This window comes from Paracoccus saliphilus (genome assembly GCF_028553805.1).
GTDB lineage: Bacteria > Pseudomonadota > Alphaproteobacteria > Rhodobacterales > Rhodobacteraceae > Paracoccus > Paracoccus saliphilus.
The window spans coordinates 1,199,383-1,226,057 of sequence record NZ_CP067140.1 but is presented as its reverse complement, the minus strand read 5'-3'; the positions used below and the strand labels follow the sequence as shown (position 1 = coordinate 1,226,057).

Here is a 26,675-nt window from a genome sequence, read left to right as displayed (position 1 = left end):
ATCAAGCGTTTGTCAGCGCCATGAAGATCAGGATCAGGATCGATATCACCGAAACCCAGATGGCAGCCCGGATGAACCCGGCGAAGGTTTTCCTGTGTTGGGTGATGTCCATGGTGCCATGTTCGTGTTCGGTAATCTCGTGATGATCGGCCATGCCTGTGCCCTCCGGTTGTCCTTGGCTCTCCGATAGCCGAAAGAGACCGCGCTGTCACGCCCCCCAAAGCGCCGCGCCATCCCTTTCGCCGACCGCGCGGATCGCGCCCCTGAAGCGCAGATGGTTCACATGCGCTACCGCCTCGACCAGGGCGAGGCCAAAGACCGATTCGTCGATGCGGCGCTTGAACAGGATGTCGAAGCATTCCACGGCGCTGCGAGGGGCCTTGCGCAAGGCGGCCTCCATCCGGCCAAGGGCGCCGTGGTGATTGTCGATCAACTGCCGCAGCCTGTCGGGCAGGCCGGTAAAGGGCAGCTTGTGGCCCGGCAGCACGAAATGCCGGGGCTCGGCCAGCTCCAGCATGCGGGTGCAGCTTGCCAGCCATTCGCCGACCGGATCGGCCTCGGGCTCGGTCGGGTGAACGCCGAGATTGGGAGAGATCGAGGACAGCAACTGATCGCCACCGATCACCAGATCATCATCCTGCGACCAGAAGGTGGCGTGGCAGGGCGCATGGCCATGCCCCATCGCGACCGTCCAGTTGCGCCCGCCGAAACGGATCGCCTGCCCATCGGTCAGCCTTGTGTAGCCAAGCGGCATCGGCGCGACGACATCGGCGAAATTGAAGGGCCGTTGTTCTGCGCGCTTTGCCAGCAGTTCAGGCGGCATGCCTGCCCAACGCCAGAAGGCCAGCGCCTCCCTGGTCGGGCGTTCCTGCAGGTCGAGTTGCAGCATCCGGGCCATGAGCCACGCGGTCCGGCTCATCAGCAGCTCGGCACCGTCGCTGTCCATGAACCAGCCCGCGAGGCCGATATGGTCAGGGTGGTGATGCGTGCCGATGATGCGCCGGATCGGCTTGCCGCCAAGCGGGCCGCTGCGCAGCTTGCCCCATATTTCGCGCGTCAGGCCGGTGTCGAAACCGGTATCGACAATGGTCCAGCCATCGCCTTCCTCAAGCGCATAGATATTCACATGATCCAGCGCCATGGGCAGAGGCAGACGCAGCCACAGCACCCCGTCCGCGACAGAAATGGCTTCGCCCGCTTCGGGCGGTGTCTCGAACGGGGTGGAGATCAAGCGCCGACCTCCCCGGCCAGGGTTTCGTCGCTGATGGCGGTCAAATCTTCCAGCCCGGCCAGCGCCTCGTCCAGATCGGTGCTGAAACGTGGCAGGACCCGGCGGATGAAGACCCGTGCCAGCGCATGCTGTGGCTCGCCCCCTGCCCGTGCCGCGAGCAGATGATAATATCCACCCAGCACCCGTGCGAAAGCCGAGAGATAGGGCACAGCGCCGGCAAAACGCTCGGGCAGATCGCGTTCCAGCATGGTCTGCGTCGCCTCGCGCAGGGTTTCGGCGGCCTGCCAGACCTCGTTCGCCAGTTCGGGATGATCGCCCTGCGCGGATTTGGCCCCGTCAAGGATCTCGTCGAGCAGCCTCGCCGCCGCCTCTCCCCCGTCTGAGAGCTTGCGCCCCACCAGGTCCATGGCCTGGATACCGTTCGTGCCCTCGTAGATCTGGGTGATGCGGACATCGCGCAAATACTGGGATACGCCAGTCTCCTCGATATAACCCATGCCGCCATGCACCTGCACCGCCGTATCGGCCACGCGCCAGCCGGTATCGGTGCCGTAGGCCTTGGCAATCGGGGTCAGGAAAGCCGCGCGCGCGGCATGATCGGCGTCGCCGGTCGCCCGTTCGAGATCGATCGCGGTGGCGCAGGCCAGGGCGATGGCGCGGGCGGCGAAAATCTCGGCCCGTGCGGTGGCCAGCATCCGCCGGACATCGGGATGGCGGATGATCGGGCCCATCTGGTTGCGCTCTTGCGCGTAAGCGACGGCCTGCTGCAGCGCCGCCTCGCCCACGCCGATCCCCTGCATCCCGACACCAAGCCGGGCGCAGTTCATCATCGTGAACATGGCCGCCATGCCCTTGTGCTCTTCACCGATCAGCCAGCCGGTCGCGCCCTCATAGCTCATGACGCAGGTCGGGCTGCCGTGGATGCCGGTCTTTTCCTCGAGGCTGACGACCTTGAGGCTGTTGGCCACGCCGGGATTGCCGTTCTCGTCGGGGATGAGTTTTGGCACCATGAACAGGCTGATCCCTTTTGTGCCCTTGGCCCCGTCCGGCAGCCGCGCCAGGACCGCGTGACAGACATTTTCGGTCACGTCGCTGTCGCCCCAGGTGATGAAAATCTTCTGCCCGGTGATCGAATAGCTGCCATCCTCGTTACGCTCGGCCTTGGTGGTCAGGGCGCCGACATCGCTGCCCGCCCCCGGCTCGGTCAGGTTCATTGTGCCGGACCATTCGCCGCTGTTCAGCTTGGGCAGGTAAAGCGATTTCAATTCGTCGCTGGCGTGATGTTCCAGCGCCTCGATCTGGCCCTGCGTCAGCAGCGGGTTGAGTTGCAGGGACAGGCAGGCCCCCGACATCATCTCGGCCACGGCCATGTTGAGCGCCTGCGGCAGTCCCATCCCACCATGTTCCGGATCGGCGGCCAGTCCGACCCAACCGCCTTCGGCGATCGCGCGGAAGCCTTCGTCAAAGCCGGGCGAGGAGCGCAGCTTGCCGTTTTCCAGCCGCGCCGGGGTCTCATCGCCATTGCGGTTCAGGGGCGCGAGCACATTGCCGGCCAGTTTGCCCGCCTCTGTCAGAATCGCGCTGGCCGTGTCGAAACCGGCCTCGCTGAAATGTTCCGTCGCAGCGACCTGACCGTAGGGCACGACATGATTCAAAATGAATTCGATCTGCTCGACTGGTGCCTTGTAGCTCATCCGATCCTCCCTCCGGAACGGCAATCCGCCCCGGCATGTTTTCCTGACTGATCCAGCCACCATCTTAAGACCAGCCTTGCCGGTCACAACCGAAACCCCGCGTCACAATCGGAGACAATACCTCCGCCGGGCGGAAGAAGTGCACTCATGAAGAGAAACAAGAACAAATTCCGCCCCGGTTCAGAGGGCGGAATTCACACGGGCTTTCGCCCCCTATTCACATGTCACAGCCCCAGGGAACCGTAAACATTGGAAATCCTGCGGATCGCGACCACATAGGCGGCGGTGCGCATGTCATCCACCTTGCTATTGCCAAGCCAGACCTCCTTCATCTTGCCGAAGGCCTCGCGCATGGTGTCGTCCAGCCCCGAGCGGACCAGTTCGAGTTCATCGGCGCCGGTCAGGAACGCCTCCTTGAAGCCCTTGGAGAGCGTCCAGTTCAGGCCGGTATCGGCCGACAGACGTTCCAGTTCCTCGACCAGCATGCGGGCGCGGGCCTCTTCATGGCGACGCTCCAGACGGCCGAGGCTGATCTGCGACAGGTTCTTGACCCATTCGAAATAGGACACCGTCACACCGCCGGCGTTGGCATACATGTCGGGGATGATGACGACGCCCTTGCGCTTGAGGATCTCGTCGGCATCGGCGGTCACGGGACCGTTCGCGGCCTCTATGATGAGTTTGCACTTGATCCGGTCGGCATTGCCGCCATGGATGACGCTTTCCACGGCCGCCGGGATCAGCACGTCGCAATCGTCTTCCAGCGCGGCGAGACCTTCGGGGCGGAAGTCGCCACCCGGGAAGCCCTCGACCCCGCCAGTCGCGGCGATATGCGCCTTGAGCGCCCCGATATCGAGCCCTTTCGGATTGCTGATCACGCCATCTCGCTCGATCACCGCGGTAATCAGCGCCTTGTCCTCGGAGGCAAGGAACAGCGCGGCGTGATAGCCCACATTGCCCAGACCCTGCACGATGATCCGCTTGCCAGCGAGCGTTCCCTCCAGCCCGGCCCGCTTCATCATGTCGTCATGGCGGAAGAATTCGCGCAACGCGTATTGCACGCCCCGCCCGGTCGCCTCGACCCGCCCGTCGATGCCGCCCGCGGTACGCGGCTTGCCGGTCACGCAGGCCTTGGCGTTGATGTCGTCTGGATGCAGGCGCTTGAAGGCATCGGCCATCCACGCCATCTCGCGCTCGCCCGTGCCCATGTCGGGGGCCGGGACGTTCTGGCTGGGCGAGATCAGGTTGCGGCGCGACAATTCATAGGTGAAACGGCGGGTTATCCGCTCCAGCTCGTCCTCGTCCCATTGCCGCGGATCGATGCGCAGCCCACCCTTGGAGCCACCGAAGGGCACCTCGACCAGCGCGCATTTATAGGTCATCAGCGCGGCCAGCGCCTCTACCTCGTCCTGGTTGACATCGAGCGAATAGCGAATCCCGCCCTTCACCGGCTCCATATGTTCGGAATGGACCGAGCGATAACCCGTGAATGTCTGGATCTGGCCGCGCAACCGGACGCCGAACCGCACCGTATAGGTCGAATTGCAAACCCGAATCTTCTCTTCCAGGCCGGGGGGCAAGGCCATCAGCCCCGCGGCATGTGTGAACATCCGCTCTACAGATTCACGAAATGAAGTATGCGTGTTGGCCATTGCAGGCTCCTTTTTCACACTGACGATTCGACTTGCACTTCTTCGAGGCTAGGCGAAAGCGCCGACGGCTTCCACGCAGTTCGTGCCAAATTTTCAGGCAAAATTGAATCTTTCTTTACATCTTCGGCAGACAAACGCTTCAGCGCCCCCGATGCAACTATCGGGCGTCGACATACATTGTATATGCAAGGATGTTTTATCGGGACGAGTGATCATGGTTAGACTGAAAAACAGCAGGAATGCCGTATTGGGACGCAAGATCAATCAGGTGCTGGACGGCGCATGGCGGATTTTCCAGCGTGATGGATATGCCGGTGCCGGAGTCGACGACATCGCCCAGGCCGCCGGTGTATCGAAAGCAACCCTTTATGCCTATTTTCCGGACAAGCGCTTGATGTTTCAGAAAACCATGCAGGCGGCCATGGAACGCTATCAAGCCAAGCCGCTGGATTCGATCCCGCTTGATCTGCCTGCCGCCAGCGGCCTGCCCCGCATGACGACAGAGATCACCGGCTGGCTGAACTCGGATCATGAGATACGACTGTCCCGGCTCGCGATCGGAGAGGCGAACCGTTTTCCGGCAATCGCCAGGAGCTATCACCAACGGTTCGAGACATTGCTGGGGCACCCCCTTCGCGACAGGCTGGAAATGTTCGTCAACCGGCGCGAGCTGGAGATGGAGGATACGGCAATGGCCGCCCGGCAGTTGATCCGGCTTTGCGGGCTGGCAGTTCACGATCGCGCTGCGGCAAGGGCTACAGGCACCGACGAGGCAACAATTCACCGCTCTGCCGCGATGGCCGCCACGATGTTCCTGCGCGCCTATGGTCCTGATACGCGCATGGCCGATCAGCGCTCCGGTCAGCGGAACGCCGATGTTGCGCCGATGCGCTGATGGAATAGTGATCGCTTGCTCAACTTCTCAACCGGGATGCCGAGCCGTATAAATCATGTTACAAATCACGATAAATGCCCGATCCGGGCGCATGAGGGACCCTGATACAATGATCAAGACGACGATCCTGCCCATCGCCGCGACGACCGCGTTGCTGGCTGGCTGCATGCCTGCGCCTCAGCCCGCCCCGGCTCCCGCGGCTCCACCCGCTCAGCCTGTGGCACCCACACCTGCCCAAGGCATTTCCGGCCTCGAAGAACGTGAACCCGATCTTTGCGGCGCCAAGGAATATACGCCATACCTGTCGCAGCCCGGCAGCGTCATTCCCACGCTCGGCCTGTCCAAGGAATATCGCGTCGTCGAATATCGCGGGATCGAGCCGCAGGATTACGACCCCAATCGGATCGTCTTCCGGCTCGACGGCTCGGGCAATATTTATAATATCGATTGCGGATGAGGTTGATGATGCGTGGTCCGCTGATCCTTTCACTGATGTCTGGCCTCGCGCTGGCTGCCTGCGAGCCCGTGCCCGAATCCTCGACACCCGAACTTGACCTGCCCCAGAATTGCGGGGCTGAAGAATTGCAGGACCTGGTCGGTCAGCCGAAATCGGTTCTCGATTCAAAGGACTTTCCGGCTGGCACGCGGATTATCGGACCCGGCGACGCGGTAACGGCCGATTACCGCGCCGACCGACTGAACATCGAGATCAATCGCGATGACCGGATCGAAAAGATCGGCTGCTTCTGAGCCGGGTTCCCGAAATGGCGGCGGCCCTTGGCCGGGCCGTCGTTTTTCATTGATTTGCGCTCGGCACAATGTCACCATCCTGTCATGATGAACGCCGCCCCGCCGTTTGCTACCGATCCCGACCGGGTGGTTTTTGACCGGGCCGAACTCGGGACTATCCTGACCGTATATGGCCGATTTGTCGCCGCCGGTGAATGGCGCGATTACGCGATGTCGTTCCTGCGCGATGCCGCTGTGTTCAGCGTGTTCCGCCGCGCTGCCGAACATCCGCTTTACCGGATCGAGAAGCGGCCGAAACTGCGCAACGCACAGGGGGCCTATGCGGTGATCGCGATGGATGGCCGAATTCTCAAGCGCGGTCATGATCTCGCGCAGGTGCTGAAGGTCTTCGACAAGAAACTGATCCGCGCCGTCGATTGACGAAGGGCTGCCTTCCCCGCATCACAAGGCATGCGTGTAAATCTTCAGCACCGCCTCACAGGTCATCTCGCGCGGGTTGTTGATCGGCAAACGCCCCTGTTTCATCGCATCCGCCGCAAGTATCGGCAGGTGATTATGACTGATCCCCATCTCGCCCAGCCTGCTTGTCATGCCAAGCGCGGGGCTCAGTTCCACGCCAGCTGCGACTGTAGGGAGCTGACGCATTACAGATCAAAAGACCGGTTCATCGCAGGGAGCATGATGGTCCGGCCACGGGCTCCGGGCCTCCTCATTCCAGGAACACATCGACGCTCGCCGTACGCCCCGCCGCATCTATGACCGTAAGTGTCGAGGCGCCGCTGCTATCGGGAACCCATGACGCCTTGCGCCGCCGGAACATCTCTGGCAGCGGCTCTCCATTGGCCAGCCAGCGAAACGGCGCACGCCCCCCGTTGATCTTGAGGGCAAGCGGTGTGGCCCTGTCACCTCGATCGAGGCCGAGATCGACGCGCGCCCCCTGCGGCGGAAAGACGATCTCGGGCGCGGGCTCGCCCGGTGCGCCGGTCACGAGTCTGCCATCCGGCGACGCGTAACGCCGCAACGAGAATGGCAATTCAGAGGCCGCCAGCCGCAGCGCACCCGGTGGTGCCGAGGGAAATGGCTCTATGCCGGTGCCCGATTTCGAGAACCCCTCGAACAGGATCGGCGCCGCCGCCATGTACCCGGTCAGCCCCGGCACCGAACCGCCATCGGCCCGCCCCACCCAGACCCCCAGCACGTGACGGCCATCATAGCCCACCGCCCACGCGTCGCGATAACCGTAGGAGGTGCCGGTCTTGTAGGCGATGCCAAGACGCGGTGCGCCCTTGGGTGGCACCACACCGGACAGGATATCGGCGATCTGCCATGTGGCTTGCGGCGTCAGCACCGAAACCGGCCGTTGCACGGGTTTCGACCCGGCAAGATAACGCAGGGGCTGGACATGACCGCGATTGGCCAGACCGCCATAAAGCTGCACCAGCCCTTCGAGCGTGAGCCCCGCACCGCCCAGCCCGATGGCCAGCCCCGGCGTCTCGCCCGGTGGCAGGACCGGGGGAACACCCGCCTGCCGCATTCGGGCGACAAGCCGCACCGGACCGATCGCGTCCAGCAAGCGGATCGCGGGCACGTTGAGCGACATCTGCAAAGCGGTGCGCACCGATACATCGCCCTGATAGGCCATGTCGAAATTCCGGGGCCGGTAGCCCGAGAAATTACCGGGCCTATCCTCGATCATGGTTTCCTGCATCACCAGCCCCTCCTCGAAGGCAAGGCCATAGATGAAGGGTTTCAGCGTCGAGCCGGGCGAACGTTGGGCGCGACTCATATCGATCCATCCGGCACGCGCGGCGTTGAAATAACCCGCCGATCCGACGCGGGCGAGGACCGCGCCGCTACGGGCATCGGCAAGGATCATCGCCACCGAGACATGCTTGCCCAACCGGCGCGCGGACCGGGCAGCGACGGATTCCAGATTGGCCTGGGCGCTGCGGCTGATGAGCAATTGGTGTTTTCGCGCGCCGGGTTCGGCCCGCATCACCGCATCGGCCAGATGCGCGGCATATGCGGGCATCGGCAGGCGTCTTGCGGCCACCTTCGCCCCCGAAGCCCGCTCCACCTCGCTTGCAATGATGACCCCGGCGCTCGACATGCGGGCAAGCACCCGGTCCCGCGCCTCCTTCGCCGCCTGCGGATGGCGGTCGGGACGACGGGCCTCGGGCGATTGCGGCAAGGCGACCAGCAGCGCCGCCTCGGCCAGTTCCAGCTTCTGCGGCTCCTTCCCGAACCAGGCGAGACTCGCCGCCCGCACCCCCTCCAGGTTGCCGCCATAGGGGGCCAGCGTCAGGTAGCGTTCGAGGATCTCGCTCTTGGACAATCGCCGCTCGATCTGTATCGCCCGCGCGATCTGCCGGAACTTGGCAGCAAAGCTGCGTTCCACGCGCGGCTCGGTCAGGCGGGCAAGCTGCATGGACAATGTCGAACCGCCCGAAACGATGCGCCCATTGGTGACCAGCTGCCACGCCGCCCGGCCAAGCGCCCGGATATCGACGCCCGGATGCGACCAGAAGCGCTTATCCTCGTAGGCGATGAGCATGTCGAGGAATTGCGGGTCGAGATTGTCGATCTCGACCGGCAGACGCCATCGCCCGTCAGAGGCCGCATAGGCGCGCAGCAACGCTCCGTCCCGGTCCACCACCTCAGCCGAAAGCGGCGCGGGTTCGAGCGGCGGCGGCCAAGCCGTATCGAGCCGCTGCAGCAGGACACCACCGGCGGCGAGGATGACGGCCAGCACCGACAGGGCAATCGCGCCCCGCCTGATCCAGCGGCGCCCTCTGATACCGGCGCGTGCCATCGTCAGTTCCCCATGATCTCCATGAAGCCGGATGCGGTTCGGGCCGAGAATTGCGGACGATACATATCCTCGACGCTGGCCGCCGGATGCATGAAGACCCCCGGCGTCACCGCCCGCACCACATAGGCCAGCCGCAGCTTGTCCTTGCTGCCCTCGCCCCGATCGAAGGCGGCGATGAAGCGGTCGTCGCGGAACTCGGTATGCACCGCGCCGGTGCTGCCCAGCCAGCCGAAATTATCGAGTTGGGAACTGCCTACCAGGCGCGGATTGTCAATTTCGAAACCCGCCGGCAACAGGTCCGAGACCAGCACCCGCGACGGCCAGTCACGTTCCTCCGTCACCTCCAGAACCACGACGTAGCGTTCGTTCTGGCGCGCATTCGTGATATTGGCCTCCTCGCCGTCCAAGGTGTAATAGCGCCGCTCGATGGTGAAGCCCTCACCGCCCGCGGGAAGTGGTTGGCGCGGGGCGGCATCCGTCGTGATCACCGCCGTGATCGGCTCGCTTCCACGGTTGGCGATGGTCAGCGGGGCGGCAGTGAGCTCGGCGCCCGGTATCTGCCGGGCGAAGGCGCCGCTTTGCGTTGCGCCGTCGATGGCGAGGCTGATATCGTCATTGGACCGGCTCAGCGCACGCGCGGCCAGCAGCATCCATGCCTCGTCCTGCGTGCTCATGTAACGGGTCTTGCTGCGCATCTCCGATACAAGGCCGACCATCTGCGGCACCAGGCTCGGCTCGGGACGGCTTTCCACCGCGAGGGCAAGCATCGCCGCACCGTCGCGCAGATCGGAACCGTAATCCGAACGCGCCCTTGCGCCGCCGCTCAGCCCCTGCGCAAGGCGGAATGCCGAGGCAAAGCCGGTTTCGGCCCGCTCCGCATCGCCGTAAAGCGCCATGCTGGCGGCAAGCTGGGCACGGGCCAGCGGCGTCTCGAAATCACCAAGCCGCGTATCCAGGTAATAGCGCAGATCCCCCGCCGATGCCTTGCGATTGCGCGCCAGCACGTAAAGCGCATAGGCGATCTCGCTGCCGCGGGACTCGACATCCGTGTCATAGGCCAGCGAATTCTGAAGATTCCGCAAGGCCTGCTCCATCGCCTCCCCCGGCACCGCGAATCCCTGCTCGCGGGCACGGGTCAGGAAATCCGTCACATAGGCATCAAGCCAGAGATCGCCCGAACCGGGTCGCCACAACCCGAAGCTCCCGGCGGAGGACTGATAGGACAGGACACGCCTGATGGCGTCTTCGATTCGGCCCTTCACCGCCGGATCGTCCTTGAGACCGGCTGCCTTGGAGAGTTCATTGACATAAAGCAGCGGCAGGGCGCGGCTTGTCGTCTGTTCCGCGCAACCATAGGGATAGCGGTCCAGCGACATCAGCAGCGCGGGAATATCGAAACCCGGATTGCGCGAGATATTGACGCTGACCGAGGCCCCTTCCGCGAAACTGTCCGACAGAAGAGCGCCGTCCAGCGTCACGCTGCCGCCATTGGCCGCCAATATTTCCTGATGCTGGGTGGCGACCGGCATGACGCCCGGACGCACCGGCAGGCTGACGCTTTTCTCGACGCGCAGCCCGGATTCATGCGCCAATGTCACGGTGATCCCGGCCTCTCCGGTGCCGCCCGTGGCCGAGATGGGAACCGACAATGCCGTCCTCGCCCCGGCATCCAGTGTCAGGCTGTCGGGGGCTGCGCCCTGATCGATCGTGACCGGACCAATGCCCGCGAGCGTCAGGCGATAATCGCCCGGCGGTCCATCGGTATTGGCCAGTTCCAGCAGCATGCGCGCCTGATCACCCGGTGCAAGAAAACGCGGCTGGCTGGTGGTCAGCACCACCGGATCGCGGATGATCACGTCCTTGACCGCATGCCCGACTGCCTTTTTCGACCAGGCAACCGCCATGACCCGGGCTGTCCCGTTGAATGGCGGGATATCAAACGTGACCTCGGCTTTTCTATCCTCATCGACGCGGACGACCCCGGAATGAAAGGCGAGCAGTTTCTGGGTCGGCGGGCTGCCACTGCTATCCATGCTGGCGCCGTCGCCACCGGTCCGAAGCCGGCCCGCCGCCCCGAGAGAGCCGTCTATCAGGCGGCCATAGATGTCGCGCATCTCGAGCCCCAACTCGCGCTGGCCGAAATACCAGCTTTCCGGATCGGGCGGCTCGTAACGGGTGAGGTTGAGAATCCCCACATCCACCGCAGCAACACTCACATAGGCTTCCTCTCCGGGTTCCAGCCCGCCGAGACTGACGGGAATGGAAAGCGGCGCGTCCGACCGGATCTGGGCATCCGCGCCAAGATCGACCGCAAGACGGCGCCCGGCCGGATCGATCTGCAGCCAGCGAATACCGATGGCCCGCATGGGCAGGCGGTTCTCCGCATCATTGCCGGGCCGGAACAAGGTTGCTGTCACATAGGCACCCGCACCGAATTCTTCGGTTACCGGGATGTCGATGGCCGCGCCGGTTTCGGGAACATTTGCGGTAAAGCTTTCCAACAGGCTTTCCGATCCCACCGTCACCAGAACCTCGCCCGCGAAACGGGGCGAGATCTGCAGCTTCGCCGTGTCGCCCACCGCATAGGCGTCGCGATCAAGTGCAACCTCCAGCCCATCGGGCGTCTCGGTCGAGTTTGCCTCGACATACCAGCCGGAATCAAACGCGGCGCTGGTGATCGGCCCGCCTGCATCCGGGCTTTCGACTTCGAGACGATAGCGACCCCAATCGACGGCCACACCGATCTGCGGCTCGCTATCCGCCCGCGCATCAACCACGCCTTCCCGAACGAGGCTGGTCGTGGTGATCGGCTCGTAATTCCACGAGCCGCCGTCACGGTACCATTGATAGTGCCGGTCGATCCTGAGCAGCGACCATTTGAGACCGTCCATCGCGATGCGCTGACCCTTTGGGTCCACGGCAATCACCCGGAAATTCGCCGTACCACCCTCTTCCACGCGGCCGCCGTCGAATTCCGGCCTCAGGCCGATCATCGCGCCTTCGGGTTCGATTTCGAGATCCAGCGCCCGTTCGACGGCACGCCCGCCCGCCTCGCGCATCCGCACGCTGACCTTTGCCGATAGCAGCCGGGTCGTCGCAGGCGCGGTGTCCAGTGCAACGGGGAAAACCGCATCGCCGTCTTCGTCCGTCGGGGGCAGTCCCGTCAGCGGGACGCGCATGGTCTCTACGTCCTCCTCGTCATCGAGACCAAAGACATAGCCCGGGAACGCCCCCCATTCGCGGGCCGGGGCCACGGTCAACTCGCCGTCCAGTGACAGTCCCGCTGCCGGTGCGCCATAGAGATAACGCCCATCGACCGAAACATCGGTCCCGCCGCCCAACGGGATCCTGTCCTCGGTGCTGGCAAGTTCGATCTCGGTGCGGTCGGGAACGAAATCCTCGACCAGGAACATCTCTTCCGCCAGCGCCGCCTTGTCGGGATCGGTATGGATGGCGAGCCGCCAAGTGCCGCGCATGGCATTTTCCGGCACGGCGAGTTCCACCGCATGACCGCCAAGCTGCGCACCGTCCGACACGATCCGCTTTGCCTCTACCCCGTCAGGGCGACGAAAGATGAATGTCAGCGGCAGGTCGTCCTCGGCATCCGAGGCAGGGCTGCGCACAAGGGCCGAGGCGTGAACCGTTTCCCCCGCGCGATAGATACCGCGCTCGGTCCAGGCGTAGATATCGAGCGGCCCCGGAGCCGGGCGCCCCGTCACCCCACGATCCGAAAGATCGAATCCCGCGCGGGTCATGTCGAGAAAGACGAAATCCTCCCCTTCCTTCTCGGCGATGATGGCGGCCGGGGCCAGTCCTTCGGCTCCGCGGGCAAGGCCCGGATCGAACTGCGCGCGACCATCCGCATCTGTCCTCGCCTCGCCCAATATCTCGTTATTGCGGGCCAGCAGCTTGAGGGCCACCCCTTCCATCGGTTCGGCCGTCGCCAACGATCTTGCGAAGACGGACAGGCCATCCTGGCCGGTAAAGGTCGATAACCCGATGTCGGAGACAAGGAACCATTGCGTCGCACGGTTGTCTGAATGACGGTTCTGCTCATCCGCTGGCTCTGCCGTCATCAGGTAGACACCCGGTTTACGCTCGGGCACCGCCTCGTCGATGGGGATGCTGGTGACGATATCCTTGTTCAGTTCCGTGTCGATATCGACCACGCCTTCCCAGATCGGTTCTCCCATTTGCCCGGACACATGATCCAGGGAATAACCGTTCAACTGCCGAAGGAATTCCGAGCCGGTCAGAAGACGTGTCAGCGCCCGGTCGCCAATGCGATGGACCGAGAGCTTCGCCTCTTCGGCATTCACCGAGACCAGCGGGATACCACGCCGGGCGGATGACGGAAGAACGAAATTATCGCCGGTGAAACGCAGGGTCGGGGCGCGGTCGCGGACATAGATCTCCAGCGGTATCGGCTGCGCGATCACCTCGCCGATGGCCGAGGGCAGCCCTTGGCGAAGAACGATGCGATATTGTTCGCCATGTTTCAGCCCGGTGACACAAAGCTCGGCATCGCTGCGATCAATGGCAAAGGAGCGGGCATTGTCCACCGTCACGAATTGCACGTAATCGACGCCGCTTTTCACCAGGTCCTCGGAAAACTGAATGCAGGCGCGGGGCGTGACGCTGTCGGAATCCACCGAATGGTCCAGCACCCGGAACCCCTTGCGGCGCTTGAGATCGGCATATTCCTCTTGCACATCCGGCGAGTTCCTCAACTCCAGGCTTGCCTCGTAGGCGCTGATCGCGGGACGAAAGAGGCTGCGCCGCTCCAGCGCCTTCGCAAGGGCCACAAGGGCATGGGCGCGATCATCCCTGCTGCGCGACATCTCGTAGGCATTGACCGCCGCGCCCGTTCCGGCCCGTTCCAGCTCGTTGGAACTCATTTGCCCACCGGGCTCCGTCGCCGCAACCGCGCGTGCCAGCCCGGTCCACAGGCCGGCATCCTGCGGCTGCATCGCGACCGCCTCTGCATAGGCTCGCATCGCTGCTCGCGCATTGCCACTGTTTAGCGCCTGTCCGGCCATGGACACGAAGGACAGGAAACCGGTGTCACCGGGCCTGGCATCGCGCATAAGCTTGCCGCGATACTGCTCGGCCTCGCGGAGCACATGTTCCGGCACAAAACGCAAGGCTGGGGGCGCGCCCAGATCCGGCGCCGCCGCCTCCACGACGACCCTGCCCGCCACGGCCCCTTCCGAAGGATTTGGCCGGGTGAAATCGGATTTGAGAAAGCACCACTGCGCCTTGCTGTTATAGGTAAAGGCACGGCATTGCTGATCTTCGAGGCAGATGGCCTTGCATTGATCCAGCGAGACGTTCTTTTCGGTACGCAGATCGAAACCGAAATAATCGGCATTCTCGGTCGTCACGATACGCTGCCCGTCCTGCGCCATCCCGAAACCCGGCAGGCCCAAAAGGAAAAGGAAGAGTAAGGTAAAATCGCGTGCAATCCGCATGAAAATCCTCCGGGCGTGACCGACATCCTCCGCACGAATATGGCTCAGCTTTGTAAAACTCTGTCAATACTCGGCAAATGCGCATCGCAGGACGGCTCAGGTTCAATCCTACGCCATTTCTTTGGGTTTGCCCCCGTTTCTTTTGAGCGGGTCTCCAAGTTTGACTCACCTGCCCGCATTCGGATTATCGTCGTCTTGCGCATTATGCTGGCCCGATCCGCTTCGAGGATGGGCAGCATATGATGCAAGCCGCCCTCCCCTTTCCTGCCATATCCTCAAGCCGTCAGGATATCCGTGGCCCGGTGATCCGCATCGACCCCATCCATAAGAAAAACCGTTCCTTCGGAATTCTCCAGGCGATGATGAAGGATCGCCTGATATTGCGGCGATTGATACCAGTTTCGGGCCTTCTCCATATCCGGAAAGGCAATCACGATCAGGTCGCCGTCGATTTTCCCTTCCAGCATGTGCTTTGGTCCGCCATGAATGATGAAGCGCCCATCGAAGGGGGCAAGCGTCGCATCGATATTTTCAAGATAGGCCGTGATTCCAGCGCCCATTTCGACATTTTGCAGATAACCGATTGCATAGCAGGTCATGACATTTCTCCTTCAATGAACTTCGGCTCGCCGGAACGGCAAGGCGATACCCGTTCATCGCGAATCGGTTGCCTCAAATCGATTACCTTGCAGGTAATTGTTTCCAGATAACTGGCGCGTTAATTATGTCGGCATGAGCAACATGGCCCCAAATGCCGGAGAACTGCTGCGGCAATGGCGGCAGAGGCGCAGGCTCAGCCAGCTAGCGCTGGCGAGCGAGGCGGATATTTCCCAACGCCATCTCAGTTTCCTGGAATCGGGCCGGTCCCGGCCAAGCCGGGACATGGTGATGCATCTCGGCGAACGTCTCGAGATCCCGCTGCGCGAGCGCAACCTGATCCTGACCGCTGCGGGACATGCCCCGCATTACCCGCATCGCGGGCTGGACGCACCCGAACTTTCCGGGGCTCGCCGGGTGGTCGAGGACGTGCTGCACGGTCATCTGCCGCATCCCGCGCTGGCAGTGGATCGTCACTGGACATTGATTTCCGCGAATGCAAGCGCACAGGCGTTGATGGCCAATGCCGCGCCGCATCTGTTGGAGGGAGACATCAATGTCCTGCGATTGAGCCTTCATCCCGAAGGGCTGGCCCCGCGCATTCTCAACCTGCCGGAATGGCGATCCCACCTGCTAACCCGGCTCGACCACGAGATCAGGCAATCGGCGGATGCAAAGCTGGCGGCACTCCGCGATGAAATCGCTGCCTTTCCCTTTCAGGCAAGCACAGCACCGGCAAGATCCGATCCGGCGCGGGAAGGACGTATCGCGGTGCCGCTCAGGTTGAAAAGCGATGCAGGGCCGCTGACCTTTCTCAGCACTACAACGGTGTTCGGCACGGCCACCGATGTCACGCTGTCAGAGGTGACGATCGAAGCGTTCTTTCCGGCGGATGAGCGAACCGCCAAGGCGATGGCGGACCGACCCGGTGGTTGATCGGCAGACATTCGCGGCACCGGCTGATCCGGGACAGCTTGCCCAGTTGCCTTCACGACCCGCCTACTCCGCCGGAACCTCTCGCGCCTTGTTCAAGCCGATCCGCCGCCCGAACCAGCCAAAGACCCGGCCTTGCCCGCCATGAATGAGCGAGAACAGCGACGGTACGAACAGCAGCGACAAGAGCGTCGAAAGAAGCAGCCCGCCAATCACCGCAATCGCCATCGGCGCCCGGAACTCGCCGCCCTCTCCGGTGGCCAGGGCCGAGGGCACCATCCCCGCCGTCATCGCGATGGTCGTCATCACGATGGGCCGGGCGCGCTTGTGCACCGCATCCAGGATCGCCTCGCGCTTGGGCGTGCCTGCCACCATCGAGGTCAGCGCGAATTCGACCAGCATGATCGAGTTCTTGGTGACGATACCCATCAGCATCAGGAAACCGATCACCACCGCCATGCTGATCGAATTGCCGGTCACGAATAGCGCGAGGATCGCCCCGCCGATAGCCAGAGGCAGCGACAGAAGGATCGTCACCGGCGTGACGAAATTGTGGAACAACAGCACCAGCACGACATAGACCAGCATGATCCCGGCCCCCATGGCCGTGCCGAAAGCGGAGAACACCTCGCCCATGATTTCGGCGTCGCCGGCCGGTTGAATCGACGTGCCGGGCGGAAGTTCGACCTCTTGCTGCAGGTTCGTCACCTCGGCACTGACCGGCCCGAGCAATGCGCCATCCGCCAGATTCGCGCTGACCGTGGTGCGGAACTGCCTGTCATAGCGACCGATTTCCGTCGCACCTGCCGACAGCGTCACATCGGCGACCGTCACCAGGGGAATCTGCCCCGAAGAGCTGGGCACCCGCAGGTTCTGCACCTGCATCAGGTTGTTTCGCGACGCCTCGTTCAGCCGCACGACGATCGGCACCTGTTCGTCCCCTGCATTGAACTTGGCCAGGTTCGCCTCTGTATCACCAAGCGTCGCGACGCGCAGGGTCGTCGCCAATGCGCTGGCCGTCACGCCAAGCTGCGCGGCGATATCCGATTTCGGAGAGACCTGGATCTCGGGCCGCTGCAAGCTCGCCGACGAGGTCACCCCCTCCAGCGTCGCAAGTTCGTCCATGGCAGAGGTCAGACGTTCAGCCGCCTGTGCGGATGCCTCTTCGGTTTCTCCCAATACGCTGATCGACAGGTCGTTCTGCCCGGCCTCGTTCTGGAAATTGATGCGCATGTCCGGAACAGTGGAGAGCCGTTCCTTCAACTCTTCTTCCAGGTCGAATTGCGACCGTTCGCGATCATCCTTCTTACCGTAATTGATCATCAGTCGGGCCGAGGTCACATCCGAACCGTCGCTATAGGCGAAGACCGATTTCACCTCGGATGTCTCGGCAACGCGCGCATTCAGGTTGCGCACCGAATCCTCGGTTTCATCTATGGTCGAGCCGGGCGGCATCTCTATTTCGATCTGGCTGCGACCGATATCCGAGGCCGGGACGAACTCGGTCGGCAGCAAGGTCGCGGAATAGATCGATCCCGCGAAGATCCCCAGCCCTGCCAGCAGGGTCAGCCCGCGATGCCGCATCGTCCAGCGCAGGACGGACATCAACACGCGCATGACCAGACCATCGGGACGATCCGCCTCATGCTGCTTGCCGCGGATGAAATAGGCCGCCAGCATCGGTGTGATGATCCGCGCAACCAGAAGCGAGAACAGCACCGATACAGCGACAGTCAGGCCGAACTGCTTGAAATACTGGCCTGCGATGCCGCCCATGAAACTGACCGGGGCAAAGACCGCGACAATCGAGAAACTGATAGCGATCACCGTCAGGCCGATCTCGTTGGCGGCCTCTTCGCTGGCCTCGTATGGGGGCGAGCCCATGCCGATATGGCGGACGATATTCTCGATCTCGACGATTGCATCATCAACGAGGATACCGGTCACCAGCGTGATCCCTAGCAGGCTGATACCGTTTAGCGTGAAGCCCAGCCAATGCATGACGAAGAAGGTTGGAATGATCGACAGCGGCAGCGCCACGGCGGCGATCAGCGTCGCCCGCCAATTGCGCAGAAACAGGAACACCACGAGCACGGCCAGCGCCGCCCCTTCATAGAGCGTCTCCATCGCGCTGTGATAGCTGGCGGCGGTATAGGTCGTCGCATCGTCGATCAGGGTGATCTGCGTATTCGGGTAACGCTCGCGGATCTCCTCCAGCCGTTCCTTGGTGCCGTCGCCTGCCGAAAGATCGGATTTGCCGGTCGCCCGATATACGCCGAAGGCCACGACCGGTTGTCCGTCCAGCAGGGCAAAGCTGCGCTCTTCGCTGGCACCGTCGATGACATCGCCCAATTGGTCCAGCCGGATCGTCCGGCCATTGGCAATCGCGATCGGCGTCGCCGCAAGCTGCGAGATCGTATCGGCAGACCCCAATGTGCGGATAGAATATTCGGTGCCGGCCAGGTCGCCGCGCCCGCCGCCCATGTCGATATTCTTGGCGCGAAGCTGGTTCGAAACCTCTGCCGCCGTCAATCCATGTGCCAGCAGCCGGTCGGGATCCAGCTCGACCTTGATCTCCCGCTCTGCTCCACCGATGCGTTCTGTCTTACCGACTCCATCCACGGTGGAAAGTTCGCGACCGATCACGTCATCGACGAATTTCGACAATCCCTCGATAGACTGGGTCGGGTCGCTGACCGCATAGGTCAGGATCGGATAGCCCGTCACATCCACCCGTTGCACGATGGGTTCGCTGATGCTTTCGGGCAGTTCCGCCCGGACATTGGAAACCGCGTCCTTGACGTCATTCACCGCCCGGTCGCTGTTGGTTTCAAGCTCGAACTCGACGGTGATCGACGCCATGCTGTCTGTCGCGGTCGAGCTAATATGCCGCACCCCGGTGACAGAGGAGATACTGTCCTCGACCGGCTGGATGACCTGCGTCGTCAACTCGGACGGGGCAGCGCCCGGCTGAGCGATATTCACGCTGACGATGGGCAGATCGATATTCGGCATCGCCGTAACCGGCAGCTTGGAAAAGCTGAACAGCCCGACGACCAGCAGCACCAGGAACACCGCGATCGGCGGAACCGGGTGCCGGATCGACCAGGTGGACATATTCATGGCCGGCGCGTCCCTTCAGCGGGCGCAGCGGCGCTGGCGGTTTCGTTTTCCGTTTCCGCTTCGGATTGCGCAGCGCTGATTGCCTTGACCATGTCGCCATCGCGGAAAAAGGCTCCCGAGCGGGCGATTACCTGCTCGCCTTCTTCGATGCCTTCGACGATCTCGCGCCGCCCTTCCCACAGCAGACCGGCCTTGACCGGATGGGACCGCACCACGCCATCCTCGACGACCTGCACGCGGTCCCCTTGGTCATCCGACAGGACGGCGGTGGCTGGCACGGTCACGGCATGGCGTTTCGCGGTAATCACCCAACCGCTCGCGAAGAGTCCCGTTCGCAATCCCGGCGCGCTATCCAATGAGATCCGCATCTTCCCCAAGCGCGTCACGGGATCGACCGAAGCCGGAATCAGCCGCACCTCGCCGGTGATGTTCCCCAGACCCGCAACTTGGATCTCGGCCGGGTCACCGATCGAGAGGCTCTGCAGGGCGGTTTCGATCACTTCGGCGGACATCTCGATCTCGCCATCGGCAAGCAGCGTGAACAGCGGGCCACTGCCACCGCCGGCCAAGGCGCCCAGAATCGCGTTACGCTCCACCACCAGCCCGGAGACCGGGGCAACGATCTCGGCCCGGTCAAGGTCAAGTCGCGCAATCCGTCGCGCCGCATCTGCCTGTGCAAGTCCCGCCTGCGCATTCGCCTCTGCCGCGACCGCATCATCGAGCGTCGCCTGCGAGGCATTGTTCGAGGCACGAAGACGTTCTGCCCGCTCCAAACTCGTGACAGCCTGTTTCAAGGCTGCCTCGGCCTGTTGATACCCGGCATCGGCCTGCGCAAGCTGTGCCGCCAGCGTATCCGTGGACATTCGCGCCAGCACCTGCCCCTTTTCGACAGTATCGCCTGCCTCGACCAGGATCTCGGTGATCTCGTGGCCCGATACCTGAGAATAGATCTGCACCTCCTGCCGGGCTATCAGGGAGCCGACAACTGGCACCCTTGCCTGCACCTCTGTCGTCTCGGCAGAGGTCACGGTGACAGATGGAACAGAACGCTCGACCGCAGACTCTGCGGGAGCATCCGAGGAAGCGCTATCCTCAGCGACGGCAGGCAGTGCCAAGCCGGCCACGAGCAGAGCAATGGACAGGATGCGCATCGCGACCGCCTGTAACGAAAAATATAATCCGCGAAACATAAACATTCATGCGATTAGCGACAATCCTGCCGCGACGTCAAGAAGCCGTGACGATCGTCAGAAACTGACGCTGACTCCCGGCAGAGCCAGCGTGGCGATCAGGTCGCGCAATTCCTGCCGGGCGGCAATGTTCGACATGTTCAGGCTCTCGGTGCCGATTTCCTTCAGATCCAACAGCGTCAGCCCGCGCGGGAACAACTCGCGGAAGATTACCCGCTCCGAGAAGCCCGCGGTAACGCGAAAGCCGATCCGCTTGGACAAGGTGGTCAGCGCGCCGCCGACCTTGCGCTTGTTGTGCATCGCCTGCGTGCCCAAACGGTTGCGCAGCACGATCCAGTCGATCGCCCCCGCCCCGGCCTCTGCCCGCATCTGCCGGGCGGCCCAGACCATCTCGGCATAGATCGAAGGCCCCAGCACCTTGCCCTCGGGCGACATCCGCGCCAGCAGGTCGAAATCGACGAAGCTGTCATTCATCGGCGTGATCAGCGAATCGGCCAGCGTATGCGCCATCTGGCTGAGTTTCGTATGCGAACCGGGGCAATCCAGCAGGATGAAATCGCATTCCGCCTCGAGCGCGTGAAGTGCCGGGGTCAGCGGATCGCTCCCCTCGCCCAGCTCTCCCAGCATGGGCGTGGGCAGGTCCAGCCCTTCGCGTTGGATAAAGGCCATCCGATTCTCGAGGTAGCGACCGAAACTGCGTTGCCGCACGTCCAGGTCCAGTCCGCCGACCTTGTGGCCCATCCGCGCGAGGGCGGTCACCACATGCATCGAGGTCGTCGATTTCCCGGAACCTCCCTTTTCGTTGCCCACAACGATGATATGCGCCACCGACTGCCTCTTTGCCTCGTTTGTCCGCGCGGAACCTAGCGGCTGCGCGAGGGGATGAAAAGCTGCCTCGTCGGATAGCAGGTCAGCCATCATCGCCCTCCAGCAATAGCCACAAGGCCAACAGCGTCACCGCCACGCCGGGCAGCACGATACCACCGGGCAGGCCCTGCCCCAGCAAGGCCTCGAGCGCGATCACCCATGCGGGAGTCAGGTAGGTATAGGCCATGACCTTGGCGGCTGGCAGCCGCAGGGAGGCGAATTGCACCAGCACGAAAGTTGCCGCACTGGCAAAGAGAGAGACGTAGAACAGGGTGATCCAAACGATGGGTGGCAGATTCGTCCAGGCCGTCGCTCCGATCGCCTGCCATCCCCATATGAGCAACACGATAGCCCCCGCGACCAATGTGCCCAGGGTAAACACGACCGGGTTTTCGCCCCGGTTCAGCCTTCGCACCAACGGTATGTAGAGCGCATGCGCCACGCATCCCGACAGGTAAACCAGCTCACCACGCCCCAGTTCCAGCCGCAGCATGGCGGCCAGATCGCCGCGAAAAATCACCCATAGCGCACCCACGGCGCCAAGAGCCATCGCCAGTGCCATCCGGCTGGTCATCCGCTGCCGCATGACCAGCCAGCCGAAACCGGCGGCAATCAGCGGCGTCAGCGTGAAAACCGCGCTGGCCGAGACCGGGCTGGCGGTCTTGAGCCCCTCGAACATCAGCACGAAATAGCTGGAGAAGATACCGCCGAGCAGCAGGTATCTCCATGGTGCATGAAGCCCCCTTCGCGGTATGCCGGGACCGGCCAGCGCGACTGCTCCGATCACCCCGGCGGCGATGACGAAACGCATCGCGGTGATCGCCGCCGGATCGATCAGGTTGGCCGCCCGCGCCCCAAGCGAAAACGACCCCGCCACCAGCGCCGAGAACAGCAGCATCGCCGCATGCCCGCGCAGGGCCTCCTGTCGCGGAACGGCGACGCTCATTTGCGCCCCGCAAGCAGGCGCCCATCGATCAGCACCAGCCCCAGTGCGATCAGGGCGACTCCAAGCAGATGCGCCGGTCCCAGGGTCTCGGCGAGGAACAGCCATCCCAAGAAAACTGCGGAGACCGGTACGAGAAATGTCACCAGCGAGATATTCGTGGCCCCTGCCCGTGCCAGCACGCGGAAATACAGCACATAGGCCAACCCGGTGCTGACCACGCCCAACACGATGGCGGCCAGCCAAACCTGTCCGGGCACTTCCGCGCCGGGCCAGCCATCGACCGACAGCGCCAGCGGGACCAGCAGCGCGCTCGATCCCGTGACCATCCCCGCAGCCGTGACCACCGGATCGAGCCCCATGGACCGGAACCGCCGCCCGAAGACATTGGCGAAGGCATAGGACAGCGCCGCCCCGAGAATGGCCAGTTGTGCCCAGATCGCATGCCCCAGCCCTGCCAGCGTATCCAGCCCGATCATGACGGCCACCCCGCCAAGCCCCAGCACCACGCCAACCAGCTTGCGTGCACTGAAGCCCTCATCGCTCAACAGCAGCCCGGAAACGATCACCGTCCAGAGCGGCGTGGTTGCGTTCAGGATCGAGGCCAGCCCCGAAGGGATCGAGGTCTGACCCCAGACAATCAATCCGAAGGGGATGGCGTTGTTCAAGATACCCATGACAAGGAAAGCCGCCCAGATCCCCGGGGCGCGCGGCAGCTTGCGCCCCGTCATCAGCACGATCAGCCACAGCACCATCGCCGCGACGCCCAACCGGATGGCGACGACGCTCAGCACCGGCAGCCCGGTGACCGAAACGGCGATCAGGAAGAACGAGCCGCCCCACAGAACCGACAGCAGCAAGAGCTGCGCCCAATCCACCGGCTCCATTCGCGTATTGATCTCGGGCCGGACCAGTCGCGGTTCGGGAGCAAGCGGTGCCCTCATTCCCGCCCCAGCATGTAGAATTCATCATTGGGCCGGATATCGCCCGCATTCACCAACCGGTTCGACATGCCGAAAAACGCGGCAATCGCACCGATATCCCAGATTTCATCCTCGCTGAAACCGGCCTCGGCCAGCGCCCGGTGATCCTCTTCGCCGATCTCCTGCGCGTTCAGTGCCACTTTCTCGGCATAGGTCAGCATGGCCCGTTCCCGGTCGGTCAGGTCGGCCTTGCGCCAGTTGACCGCCACCTGATCGGCGATGAACGCGTCCTTCGCCCGGATGCGCAGGATCGCCCCATGCGCCACCACGCAATACTGGCAGCGATTGAGCCCGCTGGTCGCGACCACGATCAATTCGCGCTCGGCCTTGCTGAGCCCCTCGTCACTGTCCATCAGTGCATCATGATAGGCGAAGAAGGCGCGGAACTCGGCCGGACGATGGGCCAGCGCCAGGAAGACATTGGGAATAAAGCCCGATTTCTCGGCAATCTTCTCGATGGCCAGCCGGATATCCTCGGGCAGGTCGTTCAGATCGGGAACGGGAAAGCGGCTGATCGGCGGCACGGGTCTGTTCATCTGTCGGCTCCTCTTCCGGCGCAGTCTGCGTCATGGCCAGCGCAGATGGAAGGGAGCAGATGGCATTTCGGCAGCCGGGTTTCATGGCACCCCGCCCTTCCGCATTGCGATGACCGGCATGGGTTATAGCCGCGCGATTGCGTGACCGGGCGTACAAATCGGGCGCGGCATTCAATCGCCTTCCGCGGTCCGCTTCTTTCCATCGCCCCGCAACGCCTCTAGCGCGGCCTGCACCTTCGGCGTGCGGTGCAGATCGACATGGGTCACGAGCCAGAGATGCGAATCCCATTCCGCGGGGGCCATGACCTCGATCAGCCCTTCCGCGCGCGCATCCATCAGCACGCCAAGCGCCAGACCGTCGCGCACGACAGCCTCGATAGCGTCATGATCGTTGCTGACAAAGACCAGGCATTCTTCGGACACGCGTTCCTGCAGCCAGCGCATATAGGGCGCACGTTCGCCCCCGGCGCCCGGCAATGGGATGGCAAAACGATGCTGTGCCAGATCATCCACCGGACCATGGGCCTCCAGATAGGCAGGCGCCGCGTAAAGCCGGGATGGCAGCACGGCAAGCCGCTGAACGACATAATCCGGCTCGTCCGGCTTCTTGCCCGCGCGAATCGCGATATGCGCCTCTCCCGTCGACAGCCGGTAAAGCCGGGCGTCAGTGACATAGCGCAGCCGCAATCCCGGATGCTGCCGCAACAGCGCAAGCATTCGCGGCATGACAAGTTCGGCGAGTTCGGGCAGCGAGGTCACCACCAGTTCACCCTCGATCCGGTCACCCGCACCCGCAATGTTGGATGCCATCTGCGCAAAGCGCTCTTCGGCCTCACCCGCTGTCCGCAGCAAAGCTTGCCCGGCCTCGGTCAACGCATAGCCGCGGGCATGACGCTGGAACAGCTTGGCGCCAAGTTGGCTCTCCAACGTATCCACACGGCGGATTACCGTCGCATGATGCACGCCCAAAGCCTCGGCCGCGCCGCTGACGGTTCCCGTGCGGGCCACGGCCAGAGCGGTGCGGATATCGTCCCAGCTCTCAATATTCATGTGCACCTCCGCACAGACATTGCGCGTTTATCGCCATTCCGTTCATCCATGCAAAGAGCTATCTTTCTGTCAACGCCAAACCCAGAGGAACCACTGACATGCATATTCTTCATCTCGACAGCGCGGTCACCGGCGAAGAATCCGTCTCGCGCAAGCTCACCGCCGATATCGTCTCGAAACTGAAAGGCGACAATCCGGCCGCAACCGTCACCTATCGCGACCTGAACGAAGGTGTTCCCGCGATCGATACCGACTGGTACGAGGCCGTCCGCCTCGCCCCCGAGAACCCGACGGCAGAACAGCAAAAGCTGATCGACATTTCGGACGCCTATCTGAAAGAGGTGCAGGACGCAGATGTATTGGTCATCGGCTCGCCCATCTACAATTTCGCCCTGACGGCACAACTGAAGAACTGGATCGACCAGATCGCCCGCGCCGGAATCAGCTTCCGCTATACAGAGGCAGGCCCCGAAGGGCTGCTGAAAGGCAAGCGCGCCATCGTCGCCTACAGCTCGGCCGGCACGCCCATCGGTTCGGATATCGATTTCGCCTCGGACTACCTGCGCCACATCCTTGGCTTCCTCGGCATTACCGATGTCGAATTCGTGGCCGCCGACCGCCTCGCCATGGATCGCGATGCAGGCCTTGCCCGCGCGCAAGAAGCGGTGAGCAAGCTGGCTGCCTGATTCCACCGGCCCACTGCTCGTCACGAGATGCACCGTTGCATACACGATAACGGTGCATCTCTGCCCTCGCGTCCCGGATTGACAGCAGATACTATTTTCCGGTCAGGGTCACCCGTGGTTAATCAGTTGTCAGTTCAAGGGGACGTTCGAATGCCGATCACCGTTTTCCGCTCTCGTGTTCACGAGGAAACCCGCCAAGCTTACGCCGAAACCGGAAAGAAGATGGCAGAGATCGGCAGTCAGATGCCGGGCTTTATTTCCTTCAAGCAATTTCATGCAGCAGATGGCGAACAGGTCACCATCGTCGAATTCGACACGGATGAACATCAAAAGGCCTGGGCAGAGCATCCGGAACATCTCGAAGCCAGAAAGCATGGCCGCGAAACCTGGTTCGACGAATACGACATCGCGGTCTGCGAAGTCATCCGGCGCTACAAGAAGCCGTAAAACCGCAGGTACGATCGGGTGAGTCGGGCTGGAGCGCTGCATCGTCCGGCTTTGACATTCTTCGTAGCCTGACCCCGATCCGGATCGGCGTGACAGAGGTCAAGCCGATCCGCCATATATCAAGCTGACAGGAATGCATCGCCTTGGCGGCGATCTGGCCATAGAATGATGACCTCGAATTCATTCGAAACCGTGCGATAAAAGGTCATCCATGTTACAAAAAACTCTGCCGGCCATTGCCCTGTTTCTGACGATCTGCGCAGTTCCCGCCCTCACTCCGACCGCTGAAGCCCAGACATCTTTCGGCAGCAACGCTGGCGCTGCTCCGGCCAATTCCCGTGAATGGGCCGACATGCTGAGCGACGAGCTGATGCGAAACATCCGTGCGGCCGATTCATCCCTGGCCGTCCATGGCATAACAAGCAAGCTGTCAGCGACCCTCGGGATTACCGTTGCCCGGAATGGACAGATCGCGGACATTCAAATTCTGGAATCTTCCGGCAAAGCGGTCCTGGACAAGGCCATCATCCGGGCAGCCTCGCGTACGAAACAGGTCGCGCCCTTCACCGCCGACATGCAGGGACAGGCGATCAATTTCACGCTGCAACTGGGCACGGTCAAACGCTGATTTCGATCAACGGCCCAAAGCCCGGCCCTCCTCATTGACTCGGGGGCCGTTTTTGCATATCTCCTTCTCGAATTCCCGGAAGGACTGCCCTTCCGGTCCCCGTACGTTGCGGGGATCGCCCCCCGTCAGCGCGTTGCGCCCACGGGGGCATTCGTGTTTTGCACCGGCCCGTCGGGCCATAGATCGG

Annotated in this window: 23 protein-coding genes; 8 read left to right on the top strand and 15 right to left on the bottom strand. The window is 62.8% G+C overall.

Annotated features, from left to right (window positions below; all coding sequences use genetic code 11):
- Position 1: 1 nt before the first annotated feature.
- The 4 genes from JHX88_RS05745 to JHX88_RS05730 form a co-directional block, all read right to left on the bottom strand.
- Positions 2-154: an aa3-type cytochrome c oxidase subunit IV gene (locus tag JHX88_RS05745; protein WP_076525256.1), complete on the bottom strand. Its 153-nt coding sequence runs from the start codon at positions 152-154 to the stop codon at positions 2-4.
- Positions 155-208: 54 nt separating this feature from the next.
- The gene (locus JHX88_RS05740; protein WP_272848254.1) at positions 209-1,228 is read right to left on the bottom strand and encodes an MBL fold metallo-hydrolase; all 1,020 of its coding nucleotides are present in this window, start codon (positions 1,226-1,228) and stop codon (positions 209-211) included.
- Positions 1,228-2,925 (bottom strand): acyl-CoA dehydrogenase, encoded by a 1,698-nt coding sequence (locus JHX88_RS05735; RefSeq protein ID WP_076525259.1) that lies wholly within the window; start codon positions 2,923-2,925, stop codon positions 1,228-1,230. The genes JHX88_RS05740 and JHX88_RS05735 overlap by 1 nt, the downstream gene beginning before the upstream one ends.
- Positions 2,926-3,149: 224 nt before the next feature.
- Positions 3,150-4,577 carry a Glu/Leu/Phe/Val family dehydrogenase gene (locus JHX88_RS05730; protein ID WP_076525261.1) on the bottom strand — a complete coding sequence of 476 codons (1,428 nt, stop codon included), beginning with the start codon at positions 4,575-4,577 and terminating at the stop codon, positions 3,150-3,152.
- A gap of 214 nt (positions 4,578-4,791) precedes the next feature.
- Between JHX88_RS05730 and JHX88_RS05725 the strand changes: the two genes are divergently transcribed.
- The 4 genes from JHX88_RS05725 to JHX88_RS05710 all read left to right on the top strand — a co-directional run bounded on the left by JHX88_RS05725 (position 4,792) and on the right by JHX88_RS05710 (position 6,642).
- A complete protein-coding gene (locus JHX88_RS05725) occupies positions 4,792-5,472 on the top strand; it encodes a TetR/AcrR family transcriptional regulator (protein WP_176011427.1) in 681 nt (226 codons plus the stop codon).
- A 109-nt stretch (positions 5,473-5,581) separates the two neighbouring features.
- Positions 5,582-5,929 carry a hypothetical protein gene (locus tag JHX88_RS05720; RefSeq protein WP_076525265.1) on the top strand — a complete coding sequence of 116 codons (348 nt, stop codon included), beginning with the start codon at positions 5,582-5,584 and terminating at the stop codon, positions 5,927-5,929.
- Between the two features lie 5 nt (positions 5,930-5,934).
- Entirely contained in the window at positions 5,935-6,222 is a 288-nt protein-coding gene (locus tag JHX88_RS05715) for an I78 family peptidase inhibitor (protein WP_272848199.1), read from the top strand.
- An 87-nt stretch (positions 6,223-6,309) separates the two neighbouring features.
- Positions 6,310-6,642 (top strand): DUF2794 domain-containing protein, encoded by a 333-nt coding sequence (locus JHX88_RS05710; protein WP_076525497.1) that lies wholly within the window; start codon positions 6,310-6,312, stop codon positions 6,640-6,642.
- Positions 6,643-6,663: 21 nt separating this feature from the next.
- Here the strand turns inward: JHX88_RS05710 and JHX88_RS05705 are convergent, their stop codons facing one another.
- From JHX88_RS05705 to JHX88_RS05690, 4 genes are all read right to left on the bottom strand, one after another.
- On the bottom strand, positions 6,664-6,837 hold the full coding sequence (locus JHX88_RS05705; RefSeq protein WP_141225805.1) for an iron-containing alcohol dehydrogenase: 174 nt from the start codon (positions 6,835-6,837) through the stop codon (positions 6,664-6,666).
- 94 nt (positions 6,838-6,931) lie between these two features.
- Positions 6,932-9,034, bottom strand: coding sequence for a penicillin-binding protein 1C (gene pbpC / locus JHX88_RS05700; RefSeq protein WP_076525269.1), 2,103 nt, complete (start codon positions 9,032-9,034; stop codon positions 6,932-6,934).
- A 2-nt stretch (positions 9,035-9,036) separates the two neighbouring features.
- Complete coding sequence (locus JHX88_RS05695; protein ID WP_141225806.1) at positions 9,037-14,505, bottom strand: alpha-2-macroglobulin family protein; 5,469 nt, start codon at positions 14,503-14,505, stop codon at positions 9,037-9,039.
- A gap of 275 nt (positions 14,506-14,780) precedes the next feature.
- Complete coding sequence (locus tag JHX88_RS05690) at positions 14,781-15,104, bottom strand: DUF1330 domain-containing protein (protein ID WP_076525273.1); 324 nt, start codon at positions 15,102-15,104, stop codon at positions 14,781-14,783.
- Between the two features lie 142 nt (positions 15,105-15,246).
- On the opposite strand from JHX88_RS05690, the gene JHX88_RS05685 reads away from it, so the two are divergent.
- Positions 15,247-16,038: an MmyB family transcriptional regulator gene (locus JHX88_RS05685; RefSeq protein WP_272848198.1), complete on the top strand. Its 792-nt coding sequence runs from the start codon at positions 15,247-15,249 to the stop codon at positions 16,036-16,038.
- A gap of 63 nt (positions 16,039-16,101) precedes the next feature.
- Here the strand turns inward: JHX88_RS05685 and JHX88_RS05680 are convergent, their stop codons facing one another.
- The 7 genes from JHX88_RS05680 to JHX88_RS05650 all read right to left on the bottom strand — a co-directional run bounded on the left by JHX88_RS05680 (position 16,102) and on the right by JHX88_RS05650 (position 24,727).
- Positions 16,102-19,158 (bottom strand): efflux RND transporter permease subunit, encoded by a 3,057-nt coding sequence (locus JHX88_RS05680; protein WP_076525277.1) that lies wholly within the window; start codon positions 19,156-19,158, stop codon positions 16,102-16,104.
- Complete coding sequence (locus JHX88_RS05675) at positions 19,155-20,309, bottom strand: efflux RND transporter periplasmic adaptor subunit (RefSeq protein WP_141225807.1); 1,155 nt, start codon at positions 20,307-20,309, stop codon at positions 19,155-19,157. The genes JHX88_RS05680 and JHX88_RS05675 overlap by 4 nt, the downstream gene beginning before the upstream one ends.
- 96 nt (positions 20,310-20,405) lie before the next feature.
- Positions 20,406-21,176: a division plane positioning ATPase MipZ gene (locus JHX88_RS05670; RefSeq protein ID WP_076525499.1), complete on the bottom strand. Its 771-nt coding sequence runs from the start codon at positions 21,174-21,176 to the stop codon at positions 20,406-20,408.
- 82 nt (positions 21,177-21,258) lie between these two features.
- Positions 21,259-22,161 (bottom strand): DMT family transporter, encoded by a 903-nt coding sequence (locus tag JHX88_RS05665; RefSeq protein ID WP_076525281.1) that lies wholly within the window; start codon positions 22,159-22,161, stop codon positions 21,259-21,261.
- A complete protein-coding gene (locus JHX88_RS05660) occupies positions 22,158-23,102 on the bottom strand; it encodes a DMT family transporter (RefSeq protein WP_272848197.1) in 945 nt (314 codons plus the stop codon). The genes JHX88_RS05665 and JHX88_RS05660 overlap by 4 nt, the downstream gene beginning before the upstream one ends.
- Positions 23,099-23,677: a peroxidase-related enzyme gene (locus JHX88_RS05655; protein ID WP_076525283.1), complete on the bottom strand. Its 579-nt coding sequence runs from the start codon at positions 23,675-23,677 to the stop codon at positions 23,099-23,101. Before JHX88_RS05655 ends, JHX88_RS05660 begins: the two co-directional genes overlap by 4 nt.
- Positions 23,678-23,848: 171 nt before the next feature.
- Entirely contained in the window at positions 23,849-24,727 is an 879-nt protein-coding gene (locus JHX88_RS05650; RefSeq protein ID WP_076525285.1) for a LysR family transcriptional regulator, read from the bottom strand.
- Positions 24,728-24,825: 98 nt separating this feature from the next.
- Between JHX88_RS05650 and JHX88_RS05645 the strand changes: the two genes are divergently transcribed.
- The 3 genes from JHX88_RS05645 (at position 24,826) to JHX88_RS05635 (ending at position 26,488) form a co-directional block, all read left to right on the top strand.
- Positions 24,826-25,413: an FMN-dependent NADH-azoreductase gene (locus JHX88_RS05645; RefSeq protein WP_076525287.1), complete on the top strand. Its 588-nt coding sequence runs from the start codon at positions 24,826-24,828 to the stop codon at positions 25,411-25,413.
- 150 nt (positions 25,414-25,563) lie between these two features.
- Positions 25,564-25,860, top strand: a complete 297-nt coding sequence (locus JHX88_RS05640) for an antibiotic biosynthesis monooxygenase family protein (RefSeq protein WP_076525289.1) — start codon at positions 25,564-25,566, stop codon at positions 25,858-25,860.
- A gap of 211 nt (positions 25,861-26,071) precedes the next feature.
- The gene (locus JHX88_RS05635; RefSeq protein WP_076525291.1) at positions 26,072-26,488 is read left to right on the top strand and encodes a TonB family protein; all 417 of its coding nucleotides are present in this window, start codon (positions 26,072-26,074) and stop codon (positions 26,486-26,488) included.
- Positions 26,489-26,675: the final 187 nt, after the last annotated feature.